Source organism: Flammeovirga pectinis, from assembly GCF_003970675.1.
In the GTDB taxonomy this organism is placed as follows: Bacteria; Bacteroidota; Bacteroidia; order Cytophagales; family Flammeovirgaceae; genus Flammeovirga; species Flammeovirga pectinis.
This window is the reverse complement of sequence record NZ_CP034562.1, coordinates 1,607,385-1,628,682: the sequence shown is the minus strand read 5'-3', so window position 1 is coordinate 1,628,682 and position 21,298 is coordinate 1,607,385. Positions and strand designations below refer to the sequence as shown.

At 32.9% G+C, this 21,298-nt stretch carries 15 protein-coding genes; 7 read left to right on the top strand and 8 right to left on the bottom strand.

The window, feature by feature from the left end; genetic code table 11:
* Window positions 1–112 precede the first annotated feature (112 nt).
* Window positions 113–1,822, bottom strand: coding sequence for an ABC transporter ATP-binding protein (locus EI427_RS06525; protein ID WP_126612887.1), 1,710 nt, complete (start codon window positions 1,820–1,822; stop codon window positions 113–115).
* 301 nt (window positions 1,823–2,123) lie between these two features.
* Between EI427_RS06525 and EI427_RS06520 the strand changes: the two genes are divergently transcribed.
* Together EI427_RS06520 and EI427_RS06515 are read left to right on the top strand one after the other, a co-directional pair.
* A complete protein-coding gene (locus tag EI427_RS06520; RefSeq protein WP_126612885.1) occupies window positions 2,124–2,579 on the top strand; it encodes an antitoxin Xre/MbcA/ParS toxin-binding domain-containing protein in 456 nt (151 codons plus the stop codon).
* A complete protein-coding gene (locus EI427_RS06515) occupies window positions 2,580–3,050 on the top strand; it encodes an RES family NAD+ phosphorylase (protein ID WP_126612883.1) in 471 nt (156 codons plus the stop codon).
* A 16-nt stretch (window positions 3,051–3,066) separates the two neighbouring features.
* Here EI427_RS06515 and EI427_RS06510 read toward each other — a convergent pair whose 3' ends face one another.
* Window positions 3,067–4,266, bottom strand: a complete 1,200-nt coding sequence (locus tag EI427_RS06510; RefSeq protein WP_126612881.1) for an oligosaccharide flippase family protein — start codon at window positions 4,264–4,266, stop codon at window positions 3,067–3,069.
* A 193-nt stretch (window positions 4,267–4,459) separates the two neighbouring features.
* Between EI427_RS06510 and EI427_RS06505 the strand changes: the two genes are divergently transcribed.
* The 4 genes from EI427_RS06505 (at window position 4,460) to EI427_RS06490 (ending at window position 7,956) form a co-directional block, all read left to right on the top strand.
* Window positions 4,460–4,924: a GreA/GreB family elongation factor gene (locus tag EI427_RS06505; protein ID WP_126612879.1), complete on the top strand. Its 465-nt coding sequence runs from the start codon at window positions 4,460–4,462 to the stop codon at window positions 4,922–4,924.
* 376 nt (window positions 4,925–5,300) lie between these two features.
* Window positions 5,301–6,131 carry a hypothetical protein gene (locus EI427_RS06500; RefSeq protein ID WP_126612877.1) on the top strand — a complete coding sequence of 277 codons (831 nt, stop codon included), beginning with the start codon at window positions 5,301–5,303 and terminating at the stop codon, window positions 6,129–6,131.
* Window positions 6,132–6,250: 119 nt separating this feature from the next.
* Window positions 6,251–7,486 (top strand): hypothetical protein, encoded by a 1,236-nt coding sequence (locus tag EI427_RS06495; protein ID WP_170178409.1) that lies wholly within the window; start codon window positions 6,251–6,253, stop codon window positions 7,484–7,486.
* A gap of 80 nt (window positions 7,487–7,566) precedes the next feature.
* Entirely contained in the window at window positions 7,567–7,956 is a 390-nt protein-coding gene (locus tag EI427_RS06490; RefSeq protein ID WP_126612873.1) for a methylglyoxal synthase, read from the top strand.
* Between the two features lie 76 nt (window positions 7,957–8,032).
* Here the strand turns inward: EI427_RS06490 and EI427_RS06485 are convergent, their stop codons facing one another.
* The 3 genes from EI427_RS06485 to rpe all read right to left on the bottom strand — a co-directional run bounded on the left by EI427_RS06485 (window position 8,033) and on the right by rpe (window position 10,771).
* The gene (locus EI427_RS06485; RefSeq protein WP_126612871.1) at window positions 8,033–8,452 is read right to left on the bottom strand and encodes a hypothetical protein; all 420 of its coding nucleotides are present in this window, start codon (window positions 8,450–8,452) and stop codon (window positions 8,033–8,035) included.
* Between the two features lie 212 nt (window positions 8,453–8,664).
* Window positions 8,665–9,924 (bottom strand): aspartate kinase, encoded by a 1,260-nt coding sequence (locus tag EI427_RS06480; RefSeq protein WP_126612869.1) that lies wholly within the window; start codon window positions 9,922–9,924, stop codon window positions 8,665–8,667.
* A 199-nt stretch (window positions 9,925–10,123) separates the two neighbouring features.
* Window positions 10,124–10,771 (bottom strand): ribulose-phosphate 3-epimerase, encoded by a 648-nt coding sequence (rpe, locus tag EI427_RS06475; RefSeq protein WP_126612867.1) that lies wholly within the window; start codon window positions 10,769–10,771, stop codon window positions 10,124–10,126.
* A gap of 577 nt (window positions 10,772–11,348) precedes the next feature.
* On the opposite strand from rpe, the gene EI427_RS06470 reads away from it, so the two are divergent.
* Entirely contained in the window at window positions 11,349–13,376 is a 2,028-nt protein-coding gene (locus tag EI427_RS06470) for an alpha amylase C-terminal domain-containing protein (RefSeq protein ID WP_126612864.1), read from the top strand.
* 526 nt (window positions 13,377–13,902) lie between these two features.
* Here the strand turns inward: EI427_RS06470 and EI427_RS06465 are convergent.
* From EI427_RS06465 to EI427_RS06455, 3 genes are all read right to left on the bottom strand, one after another.
* Complete coding sequence (locus EI427_RS06465; RefSeq protein ID WP_126612861.1) at window positions 13,903–15,636, bottom strand: SusD/RagB family nutrient-binding outer membrane lipoprotein; 1,734 nt, start codon at window positions 15,634–15,636, stop codon at window positions 13,903–13,905.
* Window positions 15,637–15,719: 83 nt separating this feature from the next.
* On the bottom strand, window positions 15,720–18,791 hold the full coding sequence (locus EI427_RS06460; RefSeq protein WP_126612859.1) for a SusC/RagA family TonB-linked outer membrane protein: 3,072 nt from the start codon (window positions 18,789–18,791) through the stop codon (window positions 15,720–15,722).
* 826 nt (window positions 18,792–19,617) lie between these two features.
* A complete protein-coding gene (locus EI427_RS06455; RefSeq protein WP_126612857.1) occupies window positions 19,618–21,282 on the bottom strand; it encodes a SusD/RagB family nutrient-binding outer membrane lipoprotein in 1,665 nt (554 codons plus the stop codon).
* Between the last annotated feature and the right edge of the window lie 16 nt (window positions 21,283–21,298).

The following is a 21,298-nucleotide window of genomic DNA, read 5'->3' as shown; positions in this document are numbered from 1 at the left end:
AAAAACCTACGAATTAAATCGTAGGTTTTTAGGTGAACCTTCTGTTTCAACAAATGGTCTAGCTTTATTTTTCTTTATTTGCACAGCATGGAAAAAAATGAAGTATTTCATATTACAATTCAATAATACGATCACATTCTTCCAATGTACTCAAACGGTGTGCTATAATTATGATTGTTAAATCTGTATGCGATAATTTATTAATCGATGCTGTAATTTCCTTTTCCGTTTCATTGTCTAAAGCTGAAGTCGCTTCATCAAAGAATAAAATTTCTGCATCAAAATACAAGGCTCTTGCAATACCTACACGCTGCCTTTGGCCACCAGATAGTTTTGTACCGTTCTCTCCTATTCTTGTATCTACCCCATTTGTAAGTTTATTGGCCGTTTCCCATAAACTCGCTCTTTTTAAAACTCGTTCTAACTTGGTATAATCAATTTCTGCTTGATCACAGCCAAAAGCAACATTTTCTGCTAAAGTCGCATCTATTATGTAGACCGATTGCTGTACATACCCTACCTTATGGTAAAAATCATCTTCGTATTCTTCTCCAAAAACGTGCGCATCAATTTTGTATTTCCCTTTGGTTACGCGTAAAAAACCTAAGAGAATGTTCATGATTGTGGTTTTTCCTGAGCCCGAAGCACCGATTAAGCCTAATGTTTCTCCTTTTTTAATGACTAAAGAGAAATCTTCTAAAATAAAATCACTTGGGGTATCTGGATAAGCATAGCTAACATTCTCAAGCTCTAGTTTATCTTTAAAAACAACTTCTTTTTGTGGTTTACAAGCATAGACTTGTTCATTTGCTAAAGGTTGGAGAACGTTAAAAGTCCATTTGTTTTGATTCAATGCATTCATGTAGGTCATCATTCTATTAATAGAAGGCATTATTCGGAACCCTGCAATAGCAAAAACACCTAATAATTGCAACAATTCTAATCTTGAATCGAGGTAGTAAACACCATAAATGTTCATCACTAAAATAGCCAACATTAATGAAGTCTCAATTACTCTTGTTGGTGCTAGATTATAAATATTCGCTTTGATGTTTGTATCGGATAATTCATCTACATCTATTGTAATTCTTTCTCTAAATTTATTCTCAGAACCAGAAATTAACACATCTACGTACCCAAAAATACTTTGAAAAATATTCTTCCCTAACCTTGGTTGTACTCGGTTTCTAACTGCTCCAATTTCTAATGACTTAACACTCACCCACCTGTAAAAAAAGAAAAACACTGGCGTTACAACTACTGCCAATAAACCAATTATTTTAATATCGTAGATAGCAATACTTATTACAATAGCAAATAAGATTATGATTTCATTGAGGATATTTAGGACACCTAATAACTGTTGGTTTGCAAATAGAGATGTTGCTGTATTAACATTTCTATTCAATACATTTGAGTTCTCACCTTTAAAAAAAGTAAAACCTTTTCTATAATAGATTTGATGCAATCGTTTTGCAAAATCACTGTACAATCCTAACGCAAACTCACTTTGGTATTTTGTTATTAACAAACCTGCAATGTTCTTAATTAGTACCACTAAAAACAGAAAGGAAGTAAGAAGAATAATTAGTTGTTTATCATCTGTTAAATGAAATGTAGTGTACAACCATTCCGCCCAACTGTACTTTTCTACCATATTATCTTCCAATAATACCGCAAAAACAGGTAGCATGGCACTTAACCCTATCAATTCAAAACCAGAATTTAAAAAGAGCAATACACTTACACCCATCGCTTTTATCTTTTGGTCTTTCGGTAAGATAGAACGAATGAATTGTATGGTGTGAAAAAGAATTTTCATTTAAAAAATCGTTTGTTAATTTATTGGTGCGAAATTAAGGAATTAAGTTGAGAATGTGGCAATGGGAGTAAAATACATTGGAGCTTTGTGTGAAGAGTAAAATGAAACATGCCTGTTTCAAATCGTTCATGTAATTTGGAAATCTAAAATGAGTTACTAGATCAAGAATTTATGACTACACCAAAAAACCACAAATTGATTCTTGTTTGTTGAATGGATAGCTTTTCACTTTCTATCCTATTTTTGCATATTTCCTCATAAATTACGATATTGTAACTATGTCTAACGAATACGTAATATCATGATTATAGAAAGCGAGTTCAAAATTAGAAGTAGAAAAAAGAACGTTTACTCTTTCGAAGATATAGGGATACATTGGGAAAATGACTTCGATATAGTAAATATCATTAATGAATCTACCGCTCCTATTACCATTGTAGAATATATTATTAAGCTGTATAATTTCTCTACAAAAGATTACGACAAATTCTTTAATATAAAGTATACAACCTATAAGGATAGAAAGAATAAAAATGAAAAAGCAAATCATCATATTTTATCAAATGCTATTGCATTAAAAGAAATCTATGATTTAGGGCTGAGTACGTTTGGTGATAAAGATAAATTCATGCATTGGTTGGGTAAGAAAAACATTGCTATGGGCGGCACTTCACCAAAGGATATTCTACATACAGATAGCGGTAGAAATATTGTGCTTGAAACGCTACATAGAATTGAGTACGGAATGTTTGCCTAGATGAGAGTATATAGAATTGAAAAAAAAGAATTTGTTAGTACAACATTAGAGGGCATTGGTTCTGCAAAAATTGGAGGAAGATGGAACAATAAAGGTGTTTATATGTGCTATGCTTCTCAATACAGGTCATTAGCACTGTTAGAAGTTGCTGTTCACTTAGATATAAACAATGAGTTACCTACAGACAGGATGATTGTTGAAATAGAAATACCAGATGAATTAGTTGTTCAAAAAATTTCAAAGCAACAGTTAGATAATTTCTCAGATACATGGCATTTTCTTCCTCCATCAGAAGATAGTAAATATTTTGGTAGTAGATTAATTTTACAGAAAGAAGCAGTAGCTTATATGGTACCTTCTGTCATTGTTCAAGATGAATTTAATGTACTGATAGATCCCAATCATACCGATATTAAAAAGGTCAAAGTTATTGGTTATAAAGCAATAGACATTGATCAACGGTTGATTTAACACCTCATTACAGGCATTAAATAATATATTTCCACATAGCCACCACATTCACTATTAACTCCAATATTCCTTTAATAATCAAGCTGATTAAAAAATAAGTTAAGCCAAATTTGAAGGCTATAAATAAACATATTAGCTGAAGACTTTTAGTCAAGACATTTATTTTTAATGTAGTAGTAGCCTGATTGATAGCATTTAAGTATACTTGTATGAGCTCAATTAATGGATAAACAAATGATATTCCGATAAGGTATTGAAAAATCTGCCCACTCTCTTTCCATTCTTCTTTAAACATAAACACAAATAGATTTTCACCAAAGATTACTAGTAAAATGCTTATTAGCAATGTAATACTAAATAGAAGAAAGAACGCTTTTATAAATGAGGCAATCAGTAAATCATTCTTTTCTTTATGTTTTGAAAAATAAGAAAAATATACCCCAGAAAATATTGAAGAGGAATTATTAATATATTGATTAGTAACTGATTTTGCTTTATTGTAAAACCCCAATTGCTGTACTGGTAAAGATATACTTAATACTACTGTATCTAGATTTGTAATTACTTGATTTATAAACTTAGTTGCTGTCCGTTTACTCGCATAATCACTAACAATTTTAATGTCATTTAGGTTAAAATATAGAGTGGGACGCCATTTTTCAAACATAAAATAAAGGACTGTACTTATACTTGTTTTAGAAATAAATTGAAAGATTAAAGCATATATACCAAATCCTTGATAAGCACTTATTAAACCAATACAACTGGAACTAAAGTTTGCAATCATACTAATTTTAGAATGCACTTTAAAGTTCATTGCCCTAGTGACTGTCATTCCTATTCCATCACCTATAACACTAATAATAAATACCAAACTCATCCATCTCAAAGGAATTCCTAGATTAGAATATCCAAGGTATTTACAGATAATCGGAATAAAAACAAAGAATACTAATGTGGTTACTCCCCCCATAAACACAATACCCCAATAACCGCTAGACAATTCTTTTTGGTTAGCATCATGTTTTTGTACAAAACTTTCGACTAAAGAAAAATCCATCAATGCATGAAATATGATTACAAATGCCATTATTACCCCAAACTCTCCATATATTTCAGGCGTTAATTGTCGGGTTAAAAAGATAGAAAAAAGAAAAGCTATGCCTTGTACAACAATCTTAGAGGTTGCTTCCCAAAGTAAATTTTTTATTAACATTCACTATTTTTTTAAAAGTGAAAGTTAAGTGATTAAATCAATAATACACTAATTTTTAGTTAAAGTATATTTTTGAGATTAAGATCTATTTCACTATTGAATTGATTATCAAAAACTAAAGTACTTATTAAATAGTACCACTTTCATCTCTCAAGTATATGCTTTAAATTTGCAGACAATACAAAATAGAAAAATGAATAAATCTACATATATAACAAAAGAAGGCATGGAAGGCTTACAACAAGATGTGTTGGAGCTTTGGGAAGAACGTAAAATTGTTACGCAGGCTGTTAGTGATGCTGCTGCAATGGGTGATCGTTCTGAAAATGCTGAATATATTTACGGTAAAAAGAAATTACGTGAAATTGATGGACGTTTAACTTATTTGCGCCGTAGAATTGCTGAGGTTAAAGTTTTTGATCAAAAGATAGATAAAAATATAGCAATGTTTAGTGCTTATGTTTCTTTTAAAGATCAAAATGGAAATACGATGTCTTTGCGTCTTGTTGGTCCAGATGAAGCAGATATTAAGAAGCAAACGATCAGTATTGCCTCTCCTATTGGGAAAGCACTTCTAAACAACAAAATTGGTGATAGTGTAGACGTCATCACTCCTGCAGGTAAAAAGAACTTCACTATTCTTACAGTGAACTACTAAAAATACTTCTCAAACGACTTTATCTTATGGTTCTCTATTACTTTTCTATTGAGCAAGTGAACATTTGAAACTAGGAAAATTTAGGTGATTATTTTTTAGTCTCATCAAGACAGCATTGAAGCGCATAGTTACGTGATGAAATTCTAACGAAGAGTAGACTAAAAAAGAAAGGTTAAAACTTCCGATTTTAATTGTACAACTGCTTAATTATCCCTTCTATGGGTAGTTAAAGGTTAAAAAGAAGCTAGTGATAAAGTCGTTTTCAGCATTATTACATATATTTATAGGGTAATCAGCATAAAGTAATTGTAATAATCTTTTTGACTACAAGGGATCATCGCAAACTTCTTTTAGAACTTCTCATTTTTTTAATACCATGAAATTGAAGCGAAACATACAGCATATATTATTTCTTCTTATTGTTTTAACATCAACAGGTGCTAATGCACAAGAATTGTATGTTCTCCATGTAAATGGAAATATTGTAAACACTACAAATAATACAAATTTAGCCGTTGGCGATGTCATTAGTAAGAGTACTTCTCTTAATTTTGAATCGAACAATTCTAAAGCTATTGTTATTGGTACAGAATCTGGTAAAATGTTATTAGATGGAAGTAAAATTACTGCTTCTCCAGATGGTGAATTTATGAGTTTAGTTACCGATGTGCTATTCCCTGTAAATTCTAACAAACAAATGAGTACGCGTAGCGTAACGTTTGATACTATCCACCATGTTTCAGATTATTTTAATGGTGCTCCTTATGTTTTTATTGCAGACTCTATCATTTTAGAAATAGATTCTATTAAGTATAAGTTAAACGATGAAAAAATGATGGCAATCCGTTTTAGTGACGGTGATAATGTCTACAATAGATGGATTCCTAACTATGGGAATAATCAGATTATTGTAATGCCTGATTCTTTATTTAAAGGTGCTGCTATTGATAAAGTTGAAGTTGTAGATTTATACTATGTTGTTAAAGCTACTAGAGATGTAAAACCTATTGGTAGTTTTATTCCTGTTTTTATCAATCAAAATAAATTAAAAGAGGAATTACTTTCTTTAAAGACTTTCCTAAATAATAATACAAAGACACCTCAACAAGAGGTTGAAAAGGAATTGTATCAATACATTTTAGATATCTACGGAAAAACAGATTACCGAATCTTTAAAAATTGGGTAGCACAAGAAGGTATTATTTGATAGACACTTTGTCTTAGTTCAAAAAGCAAACAACTTACTGTGTCGTCAACTACTCTCAACTTTTTAAACGTATACTACACATGGCTTCAAATAAACTGAAGGATCGCCTAATATTTAGAATGCAGAAGAATAAACCATTAATGTGGGGTATTTCTTCTATTCATGCATTAATAATGATGGTTGGCTTAATGTTTTATATGTCAATTGTTTATGTAATGCCCGATGAAATAATGTTAATTGAGCTACTTTCGGTTACAAGAAACGCATTATTTAAGGCAGAAATAAAACCTAAATCAGATCGTTTTCTTTTTGTAAACTGTTCTTGGGAAAAAGACTTAACGGCTAAAGTAGATACCAATGGTTTTGTAATTGGTAATGTTGATATTACAAACAGAAAATCAATTACAAAATTTGTAAATACCTTAAACCAAGATCCTGATAACCACGAGTACTTACTTGTCGATATTCGTTTCTATGATAAATCTGATGATGATAGCTTAATGGAAGCTGCTTTTGCAAATTCTAAAAATACTATTGTCTCCTATCATAAAGGGGCAGATAATGCACCAAAATACCCTGTTGTAAAAGTACCTTTGGGCTTATCAGATTTACAAGTACAAGAGCTTAATCACGAAGAGACTGTTACGCTAAAATACCACCTTATACAAGGAGATTCATTAAAGTCTACTCCTTTAATTATGGCGGAAAATATTTATGGTGAAAAAATAGAAAAGGGTTTCCTCTTCAATAAGTTTAGAGGTAATTATATGCTGAATAGCTATATTCTCGATTACCCTATCCGTACCTACGACTTGTTTGTAAAGAACACCTACCCTTACTTACAAATGCATGAGTTAATAACCATGCCTCCGTTCTTAATTAAGAAATTTACTAAAGATAAAATTATTGTATTAGGTGATTTTGAGGACCGAGATATCCATAAGACAATTTATGGTTTTATGCCAGGTCCGTTAATTCTTACCAATGCGTTTATTACGTTGGAAAGAGGTTATAATAAAATCACATGGGGATTCTTCCTTTTCATATTTATCTGTTTTACTTATATCTCTCATAAGGCACTTACATTTAGAGACCCTGTGACTGTATTTATCAATAAGTTCTTCGATTCTGATCACTTTATTGTAGAACTTATTCAAGATTCCGTCTTTTATCTAGTGTACTTTGGTGTAATGTCGATCGTTTCGTACCTCACTTTCAATATACATTTAACTGTATTAATTCTGTCGTTCTACATGTATGCCTTAGAACAAGGGTTATTGTTTTATAAAGGTTGGTTAGAAGACAAAGAAAAGGAAGAGTTAGAGAAAGAGGCAAAAGAAGAAAACATTGCATAATTTATAAAAAGTAATGTTTATCATTCATTTGTAAATGATCTTAATGGTAAATTGAAAAAATTTAAAACTAATATTGAACTATGCACACTGAATTTAAAAAAGTAGCAATGATTGCCCATGATGGCAAAAAAGCAGATATGGTCGGTTTCTTTAAAGACCACATGGATGTTTTAGAAAACATGGCAATTGTTGCTACAGGTACTACAGGAAGTCACTTACAAAAAGCAGGTTTAGATGTAGATTGCAAGTTATCAGGACCAAAAGGTGGTGATGCTCAAATTGCTGCTCTTGTTGCTGAAGGTGATGTTGATGCAGTATTTTTCTTCAGAGATCCACTAGGAAAACACCCACACGAACCAGACGTTCAGATGCTTATGCGTGTTTGTGATTTATATGATGTGCCTTTAGCTACTAATCCATCTTCAGGAGGGTTATTAATGATGGGTATTAGAGACATCCTTAAAAAATAATTAGGTTTAAAAGTTTTAAGCCAAAAAAAGAGGTTAAACTGTTGTTAGTTTAACCTCTTTTTTTTGTATCGATAGATTATTTTTGTTGCCAAACAATCTTTCTATTCTTACTATCTAAGTTTAATATTATTCTTAATGGATTAGGAATAATCACTAAACGCGTAGGTTTCTTTTCTAAATCATCTACCTCTACTGGTACACCTTGAGCATGGTTTGCATCAAACTGTGCTCCCAACTCATTGTCACCAATTTTTACATATTCTTGTGCAATGTAGCTTAATGGTGAAAGTACATCTGTGTCTACAGAAAATTCTTCGTGTACATCGCCAATAATATCTTCAAGTGCCTCACCGTGCTCGTCAATAAAATCATCTTCAAGCTCGTGTAATTCATCTTCGATATCATCATAAGACTCGTCTTCGTATGTTAATCCATTTAACTGAATTCTTTTTTCAATAATAGAAATAAGTGCTTTGTCGATTGCTGTTGTATCCATATTTTAAATTATCGAGGAATCCTCGGGTTAATTGTCTGATTCTAATTACAGTAGCTTTTCCCGCTATTTTTGAACAATAAATATAAGTATTGACATTGAATTTTAAAAGGTGAATTTACTCTTCTCGTGTTATCATCAATGTTGTTAAGAATAAATTATAAATATCTTGGAGTACTTCAATCAATACCTCTCAAGTTTATACCTTTTTGAATTTAGTTTTTGATTACTAATTGGTACGTATCTAAAGAAATTTGCCTCATATATACCTTTGTTAAATCAATACCTACTTCTTTTATGGTTTCTTCTCTATGATTTTTTATAGTGATTAATTCCAAATCATCAATCACTTCTATTTTGAATTTATCATCAAATAGTTTTTTTACCTTTTCAATTTTTGCCACATCATTATTGGTACAAATTGATAAAGACAAGGCACTATTTTTCATCAAATTAATTTTGATATTTAAGCGAGATAACGCACTAAAAACAAGTCCTAAATCACCTTTACTTACATTTAAAAAGTCTTTTTCGGCAAAACGAATAATTGCTTGGTTCGTTTTAAAAATAATGGATGATTTAGACGGATATTCTTCAAAATCTCCTATCACTGTACCCTCATCAGAAGGGTTGATAAAAGAATTGACATAAAGAGGAATATTTTTTAAAGCCAGAGGTCTAATTGTTTTAGGATGAATTACAGAAGCACCATAATAAGTTAACTCTGCGGCATATTTATACGGTAATTTTTTGAATAACGACACCTCTTCTACTCTTCTTGGGTCGCTACTCATTATGCCGGGTACATCTTTCCAAATGCTTACTTTCTCAGCATCTAAGCAGTAACCAAAAATTGCAGCTGTAAAATCAGATCCTTCCCTGCCTAAAGTTGTTGTTTTATTATTAATTGTCCCCCCTATAAAACCTTGAGTTACTACAACATTATTTTGTATTAGTTCTTTTACGTCTGAGTTTATTAACCTACCCGTCCAGTTCCAATCTACATTACCTTCTCTAAAATTATCGTCGGTTTGAATGTAAATACGGGCATCTAAGAAATGAGTATCAATTTTTTCTTGATTAAGATAGGCTGAGATGATATGTGTAGAAAGTAGCTCTCCATAACATACTACTTGATCATACAATTCATCTTCAGATGTTACTCTTAAAGACAGTCTAATTTCTAAATCGTAGACTAATTTTTCTATTTGAGTAAAGATAGTTGCCTTCTCATTATCAAAAAGGTCTTTTGCAATAACAGTATGAAATCTTTTTAGTTCTTCTAAATGTTTCTTAGGGTCTTCACCCTTTAAAAAGTCGACAACTATTTTCTCCATTAAGTTGGTTGTCTTACCCATTGCAGATACCACAACAACTAACTCTTTCTGATCTGAAAAATCCTTAATAATATTTTTCACATTTCGAACAGCTTCTGCATCTTTAACAGAAGCCCCACCAAATTTAAATACCTGCATTATTAACTGGTTCTGAGTAAAATAAAATTACAGCAAAGAACATGGTCTAATTGCCAATCTCTTTGCTGTAATTTAAGGACTTTCCTATAAAGAAACACTCAAAAGTGAGCATTAAATCTATGTAAGTACTAAGACAAAATTATATAACACTAATTCATGTTATCTTTGAGGAGTACTTAGAAGAAAAATTAATTCAAGATTAGAATTTAATTTTTTCGATCGCTGCTTTTGGATCTTCAGCACCAAAAACATAACTACCTGCAACAAGAACAGTAGCTCCAGCTTCAGCAAGTTTTTCTGCATTAGATGCGTCAACACCACCATCAATCTGTATTAAAACATCAGCACCTGCTTTGTCGATCATTGCTTTTAAATCCCTTACTTTTTGATAAGTAGAAGGAATAAATTTCTGACCACCAAATCCTGGGTTTACCGACATTAAACATACATAGTCAATATCATTTAATAAATACTCAAGACAATCTAAAGAGGTATGAGGATTTAAGGCAACACCTGCTTTTAAACCTAACTCTTTGATATTCTGAATAGACCTATGTAAGTGAGGACAAGCTTCTGCATGAACAGAGATCATGTCTGCACCCGCATTTTTAAAAGCCTCCAAATAACGATCTGGCTGTTCGATCATTAAGTGTACATCCATTGGCTTTTTTGCGTGCCTTTTAATTGCTGCACAAACCGGAAGACCAAAAGAGATATTCGGTACAAACATACCGTCCATAATATCAATGTGGAACCAATCTGCCTTGCTTTCATTAATAAGTTCAGCGTCTCTTTGCAGGTTAGCAAAATCAGCTGCTAAAACTGAGGGTGCGATTATTGTTTTCATGTCTCGGAAGAAACTCTTTTAAATAATTTATTTTCAATTTTATTATTGACACACATATTGTCAATATTGAAAATCGCTCAAATTTAACAGAAAATTATTTTTTAGGAATAGAATTGCTAAGAATTATAGAAAAGTTTATGGTTGTTTCCATTTCTTATTCTCCTATTTAGTCTTCAGGCATTTTTATCATTAAAAAATCACTATAGAAAACCCTTATTTAGAAGGTTGAATTATTGTTAGTTTTTTTAAAAATCGAAAATTGTATTACAAAAAGACCCAACGCCATCTACCATACAAAAATTATAATGATAAATATTCTTCAAAAAACAAGATAATTGAAATTTAATTGTTAGCTATCAACTACTTAACCACGAAATATATTTTCTCTTTTTTTTATAAAAAGTTAGATTATTGATAGATAACATTTCTTAAAAGACTGCATTATTTATCACTTTTCTAATATTACACTGAAAAATTCCTACACGTACAACCTACACTTAAATGTTTATTAAGAAAAACTTATTTATGTTAGTGTTTTCGTCCCTATTATATATTTATTTTCTATATAAATAATACAATGAGTAAAAAATTACCTGAATTAGTAAAGGATGACCCGTGGTTAGAGCCACAAACCGACCAAATCAACGCAAGAATTAATTCCTATTCCCAACTTAAAAATGACTTATCTGATAAGTATGGAAGTATTTATGAATTTGCTGGTGCACATAAATTCTTAGGATTTAATTTTGATGAAACAAACAATGGCTGGTGGTACCGTGAGTGGGCACCTGCTGCGCATGCTTTGTTTTTAATTGGTGATTTCAATGATTGGAATAGAGACGCTCATCCTTTAAAAAGAATTGAGGGTTCTAATGAATGGAACGGTGTATGGGAAATTTTCCTTCCTAAAGACGAGTATAAAGATACTTTTATTCATGGTAGTTATGTAAAAGTACGTGTCTTATCTCAAGCTGGAGATCAAGACCGTATACCAGCATATATTACTAGAGTAATGCAAGAACCTAATTCTCCTAACTTTAAAGGGCAATTATGGTTTTCTGAAGAAACTAACTTCGATTGGAAAGGAGATGAATTTGTCACTTCTTCTATCAAGTCTCCATTAATTTATGAGGCACACGTAGGGATGTCTCAGGAAGAGGAGAAAATGGGTACGTATCAAGAATTTATTGATAATGTACTTCCTCGTGTTAAAGATTTAGGATACAATTGTATTCAATTAATGGCTGTGCAAGAACATCCTTATTATGGCTCTTTTGGGTACCATGTAAGTAATTTCTTTGCGGCTACTTCTAAATTTGGAACGCCTGAAGAATTAAAAAAACTTATTAAAACTGCTCACTCAATGGGCATTGCTGTAATTATGGATATCGTTCACTCTCATGCAGTGAAAAACCATAACGAAGGTATTAATGAGTTTGATGGTACAGTATACCAATATTTCCATGCTGGAGAACAAGGTGATCATCCAGATTGGGACTCAAAAATATTTGATTATAGTAAGTGGGAAGTTATTCAATTCCTTGCGTCTAACGTAAGATATTGGTTAGAAGAATTCCATTTTGATGGTTTCCGTTTTGACGGTGTAACTTCTATGATGTATCATCATCATGGACATGCTGGTTTTGGTAGTTATGACGATTACTTTAACATGGGTGTTGACGTAGATGCTGTACGTTATTTACAACTTGCAAACGACATTGCTCATGAAATTAAGCCTGATGTTCTTTCTATTGCAGAAGATGTTTCGGGTATGCCTGGTTTAAGTCGTGATGTTGCAGGTGGTGGCGTTGGTTTCGATTACCGTTTAAGTATGGGTATTCCAGATTTCTGGGTGAAATTATTGGAAGAACAACAAGACGAAGATTGGAACATCTGGGATCTTTGGAGTGTTATGCTTAACCGTAGAGCACACGAAAAAGCAATTGCCTACTCAGAATCACATGACCAAGCATTGGTTGGTGATAAGACTGTTGCCATGTGGCTAATGAATGCAGAAATGTATACAGAAATGAATAATGATAGTAATAACTTGGTTGTTGACCGTGGTATTGCAATGCATAAAATTATTCGTTTCTTAACTTGTGTTCTTGGTGGCGAAGGTTACTTAAACTTTATGGGTAACGAGTTCGGTCATCCAGAGTGGATTGATTTCCCTCGTGAAGGAAACGATTGGAGCTTCAAATATGCAAGACGTCAATGGTCGCTTGTAGAAAATGGATTCTTACGCTATCAAAAACTAAATAATTTTGACCGTGCAATGATTCATCTTGTACGTAAGTTTGATATTTTAGACGAGGGTACGCCTGTCGATTTATTAAACATGGATAGTGATAATAAAACGATCTGTTTCAAAAAAGGTGAGTTAATATTCGTATTTAACTTCCACCCTAACCATTCTCTTCCTAATTATAAATTTAATGTGAAGGAAGCGGGTACATATGAAATCGTTTTATCATCTGATGATGAAAACTTTGGTGGTTTTGATCGTGTTGATGTAGCTGATGAGTATTTTACTGATGAAGACAATAACATTTCGATTTATAATACTAACCGTTCTGCGTTAGTATTTAAGAAGAAGAAATAATTTTATACACTCAATCATTGAGTAACAAATTAGGCATATTACTAAATAGTAATATGCCTTTTTTAATGTTCATTAAGCAGTTGTACAATTAAAATAAGAAGTTTTAGCCTTTCTTTATTAACCTACCCATTGGTAGAATTTCATTTGGTAGCAATGACTATTCCCTTTGTTGCATCGAAGGGAAAAGCGTTAATAATTTTATGGATGAAGCCGTTAAGTTTGAGCCTTAGCGAGTTTAAAATCATGTAGGCTGAAGGAATCAAATTTAGCTTTTGCATTCACAGCCTAGATTTTTTGGCTTCGTTTTTACATCAATGGAATAAATGAAGAAGGCAATCATTTAGAAGTAATGAGATGGGATCGTAAGATATTCTATTTTGAAAGTGGTATTACTACTACCCAAGTTTTCAGAAAAAAATCACCTGCTTATTATTCAAGAATAACAATATAGAAAAAGGTCACCCAAAATAAATTGAGTGACCTTAATAGTAATCTTAAAAAGATTACTATTTGATAGTTCTGTAGATTATAATTCTACGTAATTATCAAACGTTTTAGTATTCCACCAAACTTTCACACCATACATTGTATTAGTGATTCCTGTTGCTGCTTGCGACCAGTTTGCACCGTTAGTTGTTTGCTCTGAAATAGCATACGGGAAACGTAATGGTAAACCTAAACCTTTATATTGAGTACCTCCTCTTACAAAAGTTAACTGAGGGAAGTTAGTACGACGTACTTCAGTAAATGCCTCAGGTCCGTTTGTAAAGATTGAAATAAACTTTTGTTCTGCAATTAACTGAGCTGCTTTAGAAGCATCCCAAGCAACATCAGCAGTAGCTAATGTTCTGCTGTAATGTGATTCCATATTCGCTAAAGAAATTTCAATAGCAGTACCATCTTCTTCAGTTACAACACTTTCTGAGAAAGTAACCGCACCTGTTTGATCTGCAAAAGCGGCAGTTTTAATACCGTATTGATCTGCTAAGCGATATTGTCTTTCGAAAGAAGCATGAATACCATTTTCGTAAGCTACTTTAGCATCTCCTGCAGCACTAACACCTAAGATTGCTGCTGCCTCTGCTTTGATAAACTCTAATTCTGAGTAAGACATGATATGAGAAACACCATTTGGAGTAACTCTGTACATTACCCCTACTCTAGAAATTGCTGACAATTGGAAACTTTCGCTTTTAGGTACTCCGTTTTCAATTCCTGTATAAGAGATATCAGCTGTATTTCCAGTTGAATCAAATAATGCAATCGAAGCAGGTGTTGGCGTTGCATAGATATACATACGTGCATCTTTACGGTCTTTCATCATGTTTACCATAGTATAAGACATTGCATGATCATCACGTGCATCACGTACGTAGTTTTCAAAGAATGGGTGCTCATAAGGTTGCGTACCCGCATAAGTTAACATTGCATCATCTTCAATAGAAGTAAATACAGGGTATTTAGCTGGGTTTGCAAAAATCAATTCTAAACCACTTTGAGCTGTTGCTTGATCTACCTTAGAAATATGGATATATAATCTAGCTGCTAAAGAGTTCGCAAATTTTTGCCATTTCTGAGTGTCACCACCATAAATCATATCCGCTTGCGTGTCTACATTACCACCGTGTGATAATAACTCGTTTGCTTCTGATAAACGGTTAAACAAATCAGTATAAATGTCTTTTTGTGCATCATATTTAGGTTGAGTAATTGTAGACTCATAACCTAAAGCAACGGTTTTCAATGCTTCAGAATAAGGAATATCACCCCAAACATCTGTCATTACCGAGAATAAATAAGAACGAACTACTAACATAGCACCTTCCATTGCCTCTGCATCTGCAATTGCTTTTTCATCACGATTAGCTTCAGCCATTAACGCTTCTTTCAAATCTTGCGTCTTTTTTAAGGCTAATTCTAATTCGTATAATGAACCAGAACCATTTGATGAAGAACCAGAATACATGTACTTCCAGTAGCCGTCCACTACATTAGATCTGTATTCGTACCAATCTTCATCGATATATTGAATTTTAGCAAACTGTTGTGCCCATAAACCTGCACCAGTTAAATTAAAGTCTTCTGCTTGAACACCATAAATACCACCAATTCTAGAGAATGTTGCGTTGGCAAATAAACTACCCGGATCTACATCTGTTGGGTAGTTAGGGTTTACTTGCATATCTTCAAAGTTTTTGAAACAAGATGTTGTTCCAAAAGCCATGATGATTAATGCTATATATATTATTGATTTTTTCATTATTCCTTCAGTTTTTCTTGTTGGAGAAGATTGCTCCTCTCCAACACCATTTAACTATTTATATCTGATGAGTGATAACACTCTTAGAATCTCATTTTGATATCAAATCCAAAGCTTCTAGGCGATGGTAATTGACCGAATTCGAATCCTTGACCATCTAAACCAGTACCAAAACCAGCTTGAGGATCAATGTTTGGAGCATTACTATGAATCATCCATAAGTTATTACCTACAAATGCAACACTCATTCCTTGGATTCCATACTTTTTGGTAAAAGTAGAAGGGATGTTATACGCAAGAGACAATTCTGCTAATTTTACATAAGTAGCATCATAGATGTATTCTTCATGAATACCATATAATGATTGGTAGTAATCTTGAGTTGGTACTACAATGTTATTTGGAGTACCGTCTACACCAACACCATTTGTAACTCTACCAGCTTCACGGTTAACAGCAGTTACATCTAATACACCTGCATATTCACCAAACATGTTTGTTACAGAGAAAATATCACCACCTTTAGAAATATCAATTAATGCAGATAATGTGAACCCTTTATAAGTTACCGAGTTACGGATACCACCTCTCCAATCTGGGTTGATAGAACCTAACTTTTGTTTCTCATCAGTTTTCATTGCATAACCGTTATCATCTACCATTACGTTACCTTGTTCGTCTCTCTGGTAAGCATAACCATAGAAAGTACCAAGTTCTTCACCAGGACGAGCTTCTGTAGTTAAACCCCAGTATTCACCTAAAACAAATGAATCAACACCTTCTGCTAATTCCACTACTTTGTTTTTGTTTTTTGCAAAGTTTAATGAAATATCCCAAGTCACTGCTTCTGTTTGAACAGGAGTAGCAAAAATCATCAATTCAAAACCATTGTTATCAATCTGACCTGCATTGATATAAGAATACCTATATCCAGAAGCTGCAGAAATGTCAGCAGGTACAATTTGATCATAAGTAGATTTCTCATAATAAGCAGCTTCAAATCCTAAACGGTTATTGAAGAAGCCCATATCTAAACCAATTTCCCAAGATTGAGTTCTTTCAGATCTTAAATCAGGATTAGCTTGAGTAGTTTCGTATTTAAACATTGGGTAGCCATTATAAGGCAATCCACTTGTATAAACGTTTGTAGTATTGTAAGGGTCTGTATCATTACCAACTTCAGCCCATCCACCTCTAATTTTACCATTAGAAATCCACTCTGGAAGATCCATGTGCTCAGAGAATACATAAGATAAGTTCACTGATGGATACATGAATGAATTATTCTGTACAGGTAATGTTGATGTCCAATCGTTACGAACAGATACATCAGCAAATAAGTAATCTCTGAAACCTACCGAAGCAGTAGCATATAATGAGTTAATAATTTTTTCAGTAAACTCACTGTAAGCATCAATTTGTCCAGTAGCATTAGCAGGTGTATACACCCCCGGAGATGCTAAACCAAATGCTTCCATAGAAGATGTTTTTGTTACACGGTACATGTTGTTACCACCCACATTTGCGTTAACATTCCAATCTTCACCAAAGTCTTTAGAGAACGAGAATAGGAAATCAAAGTTTGTTTCGTTTACAAAGTAATTTGATTCATAAAAACCACCATCAGGGTCATTAATTGAATACATTGCTGACTTAGACAAACGGTTTTCAGTATATAAATCAGTACCACCTTTCACCTTAAAGTTTAAGTAGTCTGTGATGTTCCATTTTAAAGAAGCAAAACCATTTACACGATCTCTTAATTGTGAGTTAGTATTCTCGTTTAAGATCCAATAAGGGTTATCGTGGTAGTTGTAGTTCCAGTTATAAGGAGTACCATCTGCTTTCTTATAATCTTTTAATAAGTTATAATCTACCTGACGTCCACCCCATACAAATTGTTGCATTACGTTATTTGCACCGTAACCCTGTTGAGGTAAGTTATCTGATTGTCTTCTAGAATATGTAATTTTAGAGTCTAATTGTAAATTATCCGAAATCTTATGACCAAAGTTTAAAGAAGCAGAATAATTTTCTAACCCAGTGTTTGGAACCATACCTTCTTGATCAGAATACATCATAGAGAAACGTACATTCGACTTATCTGTTGAATTTTGAATAGATAAGTTTGTAGTAGAAACGTATCCAGTTTCAAAAAAGTCTTCTACATTGTTAGGAGAAGAAACCCAAGGAGCAGCTTCACCATTAGAATAAAACTGAGGAATCATTAATCCAGCATCCAATTTAGGACCCCAAGATTCATCAACACCATCATTAACACCACCATTTTTACCATCTACAAAAGAGAACTGACCATTAAGACCTTGTCCATATTCGTTTTGGTAATTTGGTAAGATCAATGGATTTTGGAAAGTTGTTTTATTTGACAACGAAACCCCTAAACCTTCAGAACCTTTACCTGATTTTGTTGTAATTACAATAGCACCATTTTGTGCACGAGAACCATATAAAGCGGCTGCGTTTGGTCCTTTCAAAACAGTCATTGACTCAATATCATCTGGGTTAATATCATTAATAGGCGAACCGAAGTCAGTTCCTCCACTAGATGTATTACCAGAGTTGTATGTATTGTCTACAGGTACACCATCAATTACAAATAACGGTTGATTATTACCTGTTAAAGATGAATTACCACGAATAGTAATACGAGAAGATGCACCTGGAGCTCCCGAAGAAGTATTTACCATTACACCTGCAACTTTACCATTAAGACTATTTAAAACACCAGAATCTGAACCTTTTAAATCATCACCTTTTACTTCTGTAACAGAGTAACCAAGTGATTTTTTATCTTTTTCGATACCTAAAGCTGTTACAACAACTTCATCGAGTTGTTCAACGTCTTCTTGCATTACAAACTCAAATTTTGCTTGAGTTCCGATAGCTACGTTTTGTGTTGTGTAACCGATTAGACGAACAACAATATTCACAGCACTTTCTGGAGCTTGAATTGCAAAGGTACCGTTAAAGTCTGTAACAGCACCGATTGTTGTACCTTCGATCATTACAGTGGCACCAGGAAGTGTCTCACCATTTGCGTCTTTTACAACGCCATCAATCTTTCTCTCCTGAGCTAAGGCTGTAAAAGCCAGTCCCAAAAAGATTAAGAGAAGTTGAAGTACTCTTTTCTTCATGATAATTTGTTAATAAATAATTGATTGGAAAAAATGAATACTCTCACGAATATCCTTAAGTAGTTATCAATAAATTTCAGTGATTTTAAAATGCCTGTTATGAATTTGCTCTTCGTTTAATATTACATCACATAGCAAAAGCTAGGACGTAGTATTTCACGTGGCTGCAACCACAATATGGTCAGTTAAAAAATACGCTGTTATTTATAGTTATCTACTTATAAAGTTTAAAAATCAACAGCTATACTATTGAGAATTATAAAAATTAGGTTGTAATAAAATCTGTTTGCTAGATAAATTCTATTAGGTATTTTGTCTCTTAAATTAGGTCGGATTCTAATGAAAAGAACCCTATAAATAGATAATCTCTATCTACTTTTAACATTGTTCACTTCACAATTGTAATGAAGTCAATCATAAATCAAAAATTTTTTAACAGAAGTAAAGAAAAGTGTCTCTAACATTTTTAGCAACTCAAACAATTGACAATCAATCTATTTACACTTATAAACAACTCATGTGCTTTGTTATTTATTATTCTTAATGAAATTAAATTTTAAAAATCAACGTAGTGTATACTGTTAATTTATAGTTAGTTATATATTACGTTGATACATCAAGTTTTTTCAAAAAATACAAATTAAAAAGAAAGTTAAGTCAATTGTTATTTTATCATAAATTAACATTTAGGTTAAAAATTATAACAAGTATAAATTATTGAAACAAAAAAAAGAGGGGCCTAAAAAGGCTCCTCTTTATTACTAATCATTCTATATCAATCTAAAAAATACTCTTGAGGTATATTTAGATGAAACAGTATCTAGGGCTACTTATAATTCACTTCAGAATTTTCAGCAAACCAAACTTTCTTACCATACATTGTATCATTAATACCTTGAGAGGCAGCTGACCAATTGGCTGAATTAGTAGTTTGTTCTGAGAACGGATAAGGGAATCTATTTGGTAAACCTTTTCCTTGGTACACCGTACCCCCTCTAATCTCAGAGATTGCTGGCCATCCAGTTCTTCTTAACTCTGCAAATACTTCTGGTCCGTTCGTAAAGTTAGAAAGGTACTTTTGCTCTGCAATTACTCTTTCTTTTCCTCCATTTTTACTCCAATCTAAATTATTAATTACAATTGCAGCATCTGTAAAAGGATCAGAAACAACATCTCCATCTACAGGTATAATTGGAGCTGAATAAGCTTCTACATCTGCATATTGTTTTGTAAATGAAGCTTCTATACCTTCGTTAACTAAGCTTTCTACAGTTCCAGAAACACCTGCAATACCATTTAAAGCTGCTTCTGCTTCTATAAACTTCAATTCAGAATACGTCATCCAGAAAGATTTACCTGCTGGTTGTTCTCTATAAAGATTACCAATCATAGAAACTGCTGTAAAACCAGGAGCTTCTGAAGCTGGAACACCATTTTCTTGACCTACATATTCAGGGCTCGCCTTCCAATCATCAGCGGCATCATCAGGTTTAGTCATTGAAGCTTGCGTAGGTTGAGCATAAACATATAAACGTTTATCATTATTCTCTTTTAACAGCTCAATTAAAGTTGCAGAAATTGCAAAATCATTTCTGTTATCAATATATGCATTGTAGTAAATTGGTTGCATATAAGGTTGAGAACCTAGATAGATTAACTCCGCATCATCTTCATTGCCCGAAAACATTGGATAAGTTCCCTTATCAGTAAATAATTTACCTAATCCTTCTCTAGATTTTGTAGCATCAACTTTTGAGATTCTTGTATACAATCTAGCGGCTAAAGAATTGGCTAACATTCTCCATCTACTTGTATTACCTCTGTAAATAATATCTGATCCAGCCGCTATTGACCCATTATTAGATAATAATGTGTTTGCCTCTTCTAATACCTCAAAGAAATTATCATAAATTTCTTTTTGAGCATCGTATGTAGGCTGAAAGTTTGTTTGATCAAATCCTAAATCAATTGTTTGAAAAGCTTCAGAATAAGGTATATCACCCCATACATCTGTAGTTACAGAGAAGAAATAAACTTTAGCTACAAGCATTGCTCCTTCTAGTGCTTCAGCATCTGCAACACCTTGGCTATTGCCATCTGACTCATAAGCTGCTTTACGATTTCTTACTTCAGCAATTGCTAATTCTAAATCGTAAAGGCCTGCTAAATTAGATGTACCCGAAATACCAGAGTACATTCTTTTCCATTTTTCATCCATTACAGACGCACGGTATTGGTACCAATCTTCGTCTATGTATTGAATTTTAGCAAACTGTTGTCCCCATAGTCCTGCTCCAGTCAAATTAAAATACTGACCTTGTGCACCATAAAAACTACCTGTGTTTGTATAAAGAACGTTCGCAAACAAACTTTCCGGCTCTACTGTGCTTGGGTAGTTTGGATTCTCACGAAGTTCATCGAAATTTTTGAAGCAAGAGGTCATGTTGATTAACACAACTACTGCAAATATATATTTAATGAATTTTTTCATTTTGAATTCTTAATTA

Bases quoted from the DNA above. Each gene is read 5' to 3' on its own strand.
- EI427_RS06525 (WP_126612887.1), bottom strand. From the start codon at position 1,822: ATGAAAATTCTTTTTCACACCATACAATTCATTCGTTCTATCTTACCG.
- EI427_RS06520 (WP_126612885.1), top strand. From the start codon at position 2,124: ATGATTATAGAAAGCGAGTTCAAAATTAGAAGTAGAAAAAAGAACGTT.
- EI427_RS06515 (WP_126612883.1), top strand. From the start codon at position 2,580: ATGAGAGTATATAGAATTGAAAAAAAAGAATTTGTTAGTACAACATTA.
- EI427_RS06510 (WP_126612881.1), bottom strand. From the start codon at position 4,266: ATGTTAATAAAAAATTTACTTTGGGAAGCAACCTCTAAGATTGTTGTA.
- EI427_RS06505 (WP_126612879.1), top strand. From the start codon at position 4,460: ATGAATAAATCTACATATATAACAAAAGAAGGCATGGAAGGCTTACAA.
- EI427_RS06500 (WP_126612877.1), top strand. From the start codon at position 5,301: ATGAAATTGAAGCGAAACATACAGCATATATTATTTCTTCTTATTGTT.
- EI427_RS06495 (WP_170178409.1), top strand. From the start codon at position 6,251: ATGCAGAAGAATAAACCATTAATGTGGGGTATTTCTTCTATTCATGCA.
- EI427_RS06490 (WP_126612873.1), top strand. From the start codon at position 7,567: ATGCACACTGAATTTAAAAAAGTAGCAATGATTGCCCATGATGGCAAA.
- EI427_RS06485 (WP_126612871.1), bottom strand. From the start codon at position 8,452: ATGGATACAACAGCAATCGACAAAGCACTTATTTCTATTATTGAAAAA.
- EI427_RS06480 (WP_126612869.1), bottom strand. From the start codon at position 9,924: ATGCAGGTATTTAAATTTGGTGGGGCTTCTGTTAAAGATGCAGAAGCT.
- rpe (WP_126612867.1), bottom strand. From the start codon at position 10,771: ATGAAAACAATAATCGCACCCTCAGTTTTAGCAGCTGATTTTGCTAAC.
- EI427_RS06470 (WP_126612864.1), top strand. From the start codon at position 11,349: ATGAGTAAAAAATTACCTGAATTAGTAAAGGATGACCCGTGGTTAGAG.
- EI427_RS06465 (WP_126612861.1), bottom strand. From the start codon at position 15,636: ATGAAAAAATCAATAATATATATAGCATTAATCATCATGGCTTTTGGA.
- EI427_RS06460 (WP_126612859.1), bottom strand. From the start codon at position 18,791: ATGAAGAAAAGAGTACTTCAACTTCTCTTAATCTTTTTGGGACTGGCT.
- EI427_RS06455 (WP_126612857.1), bottom strand. From the start codon at position 21,282: ATGAAAAAATTCATTAAATATATATTTGCAGTAGTTGTGTTAATCAAC.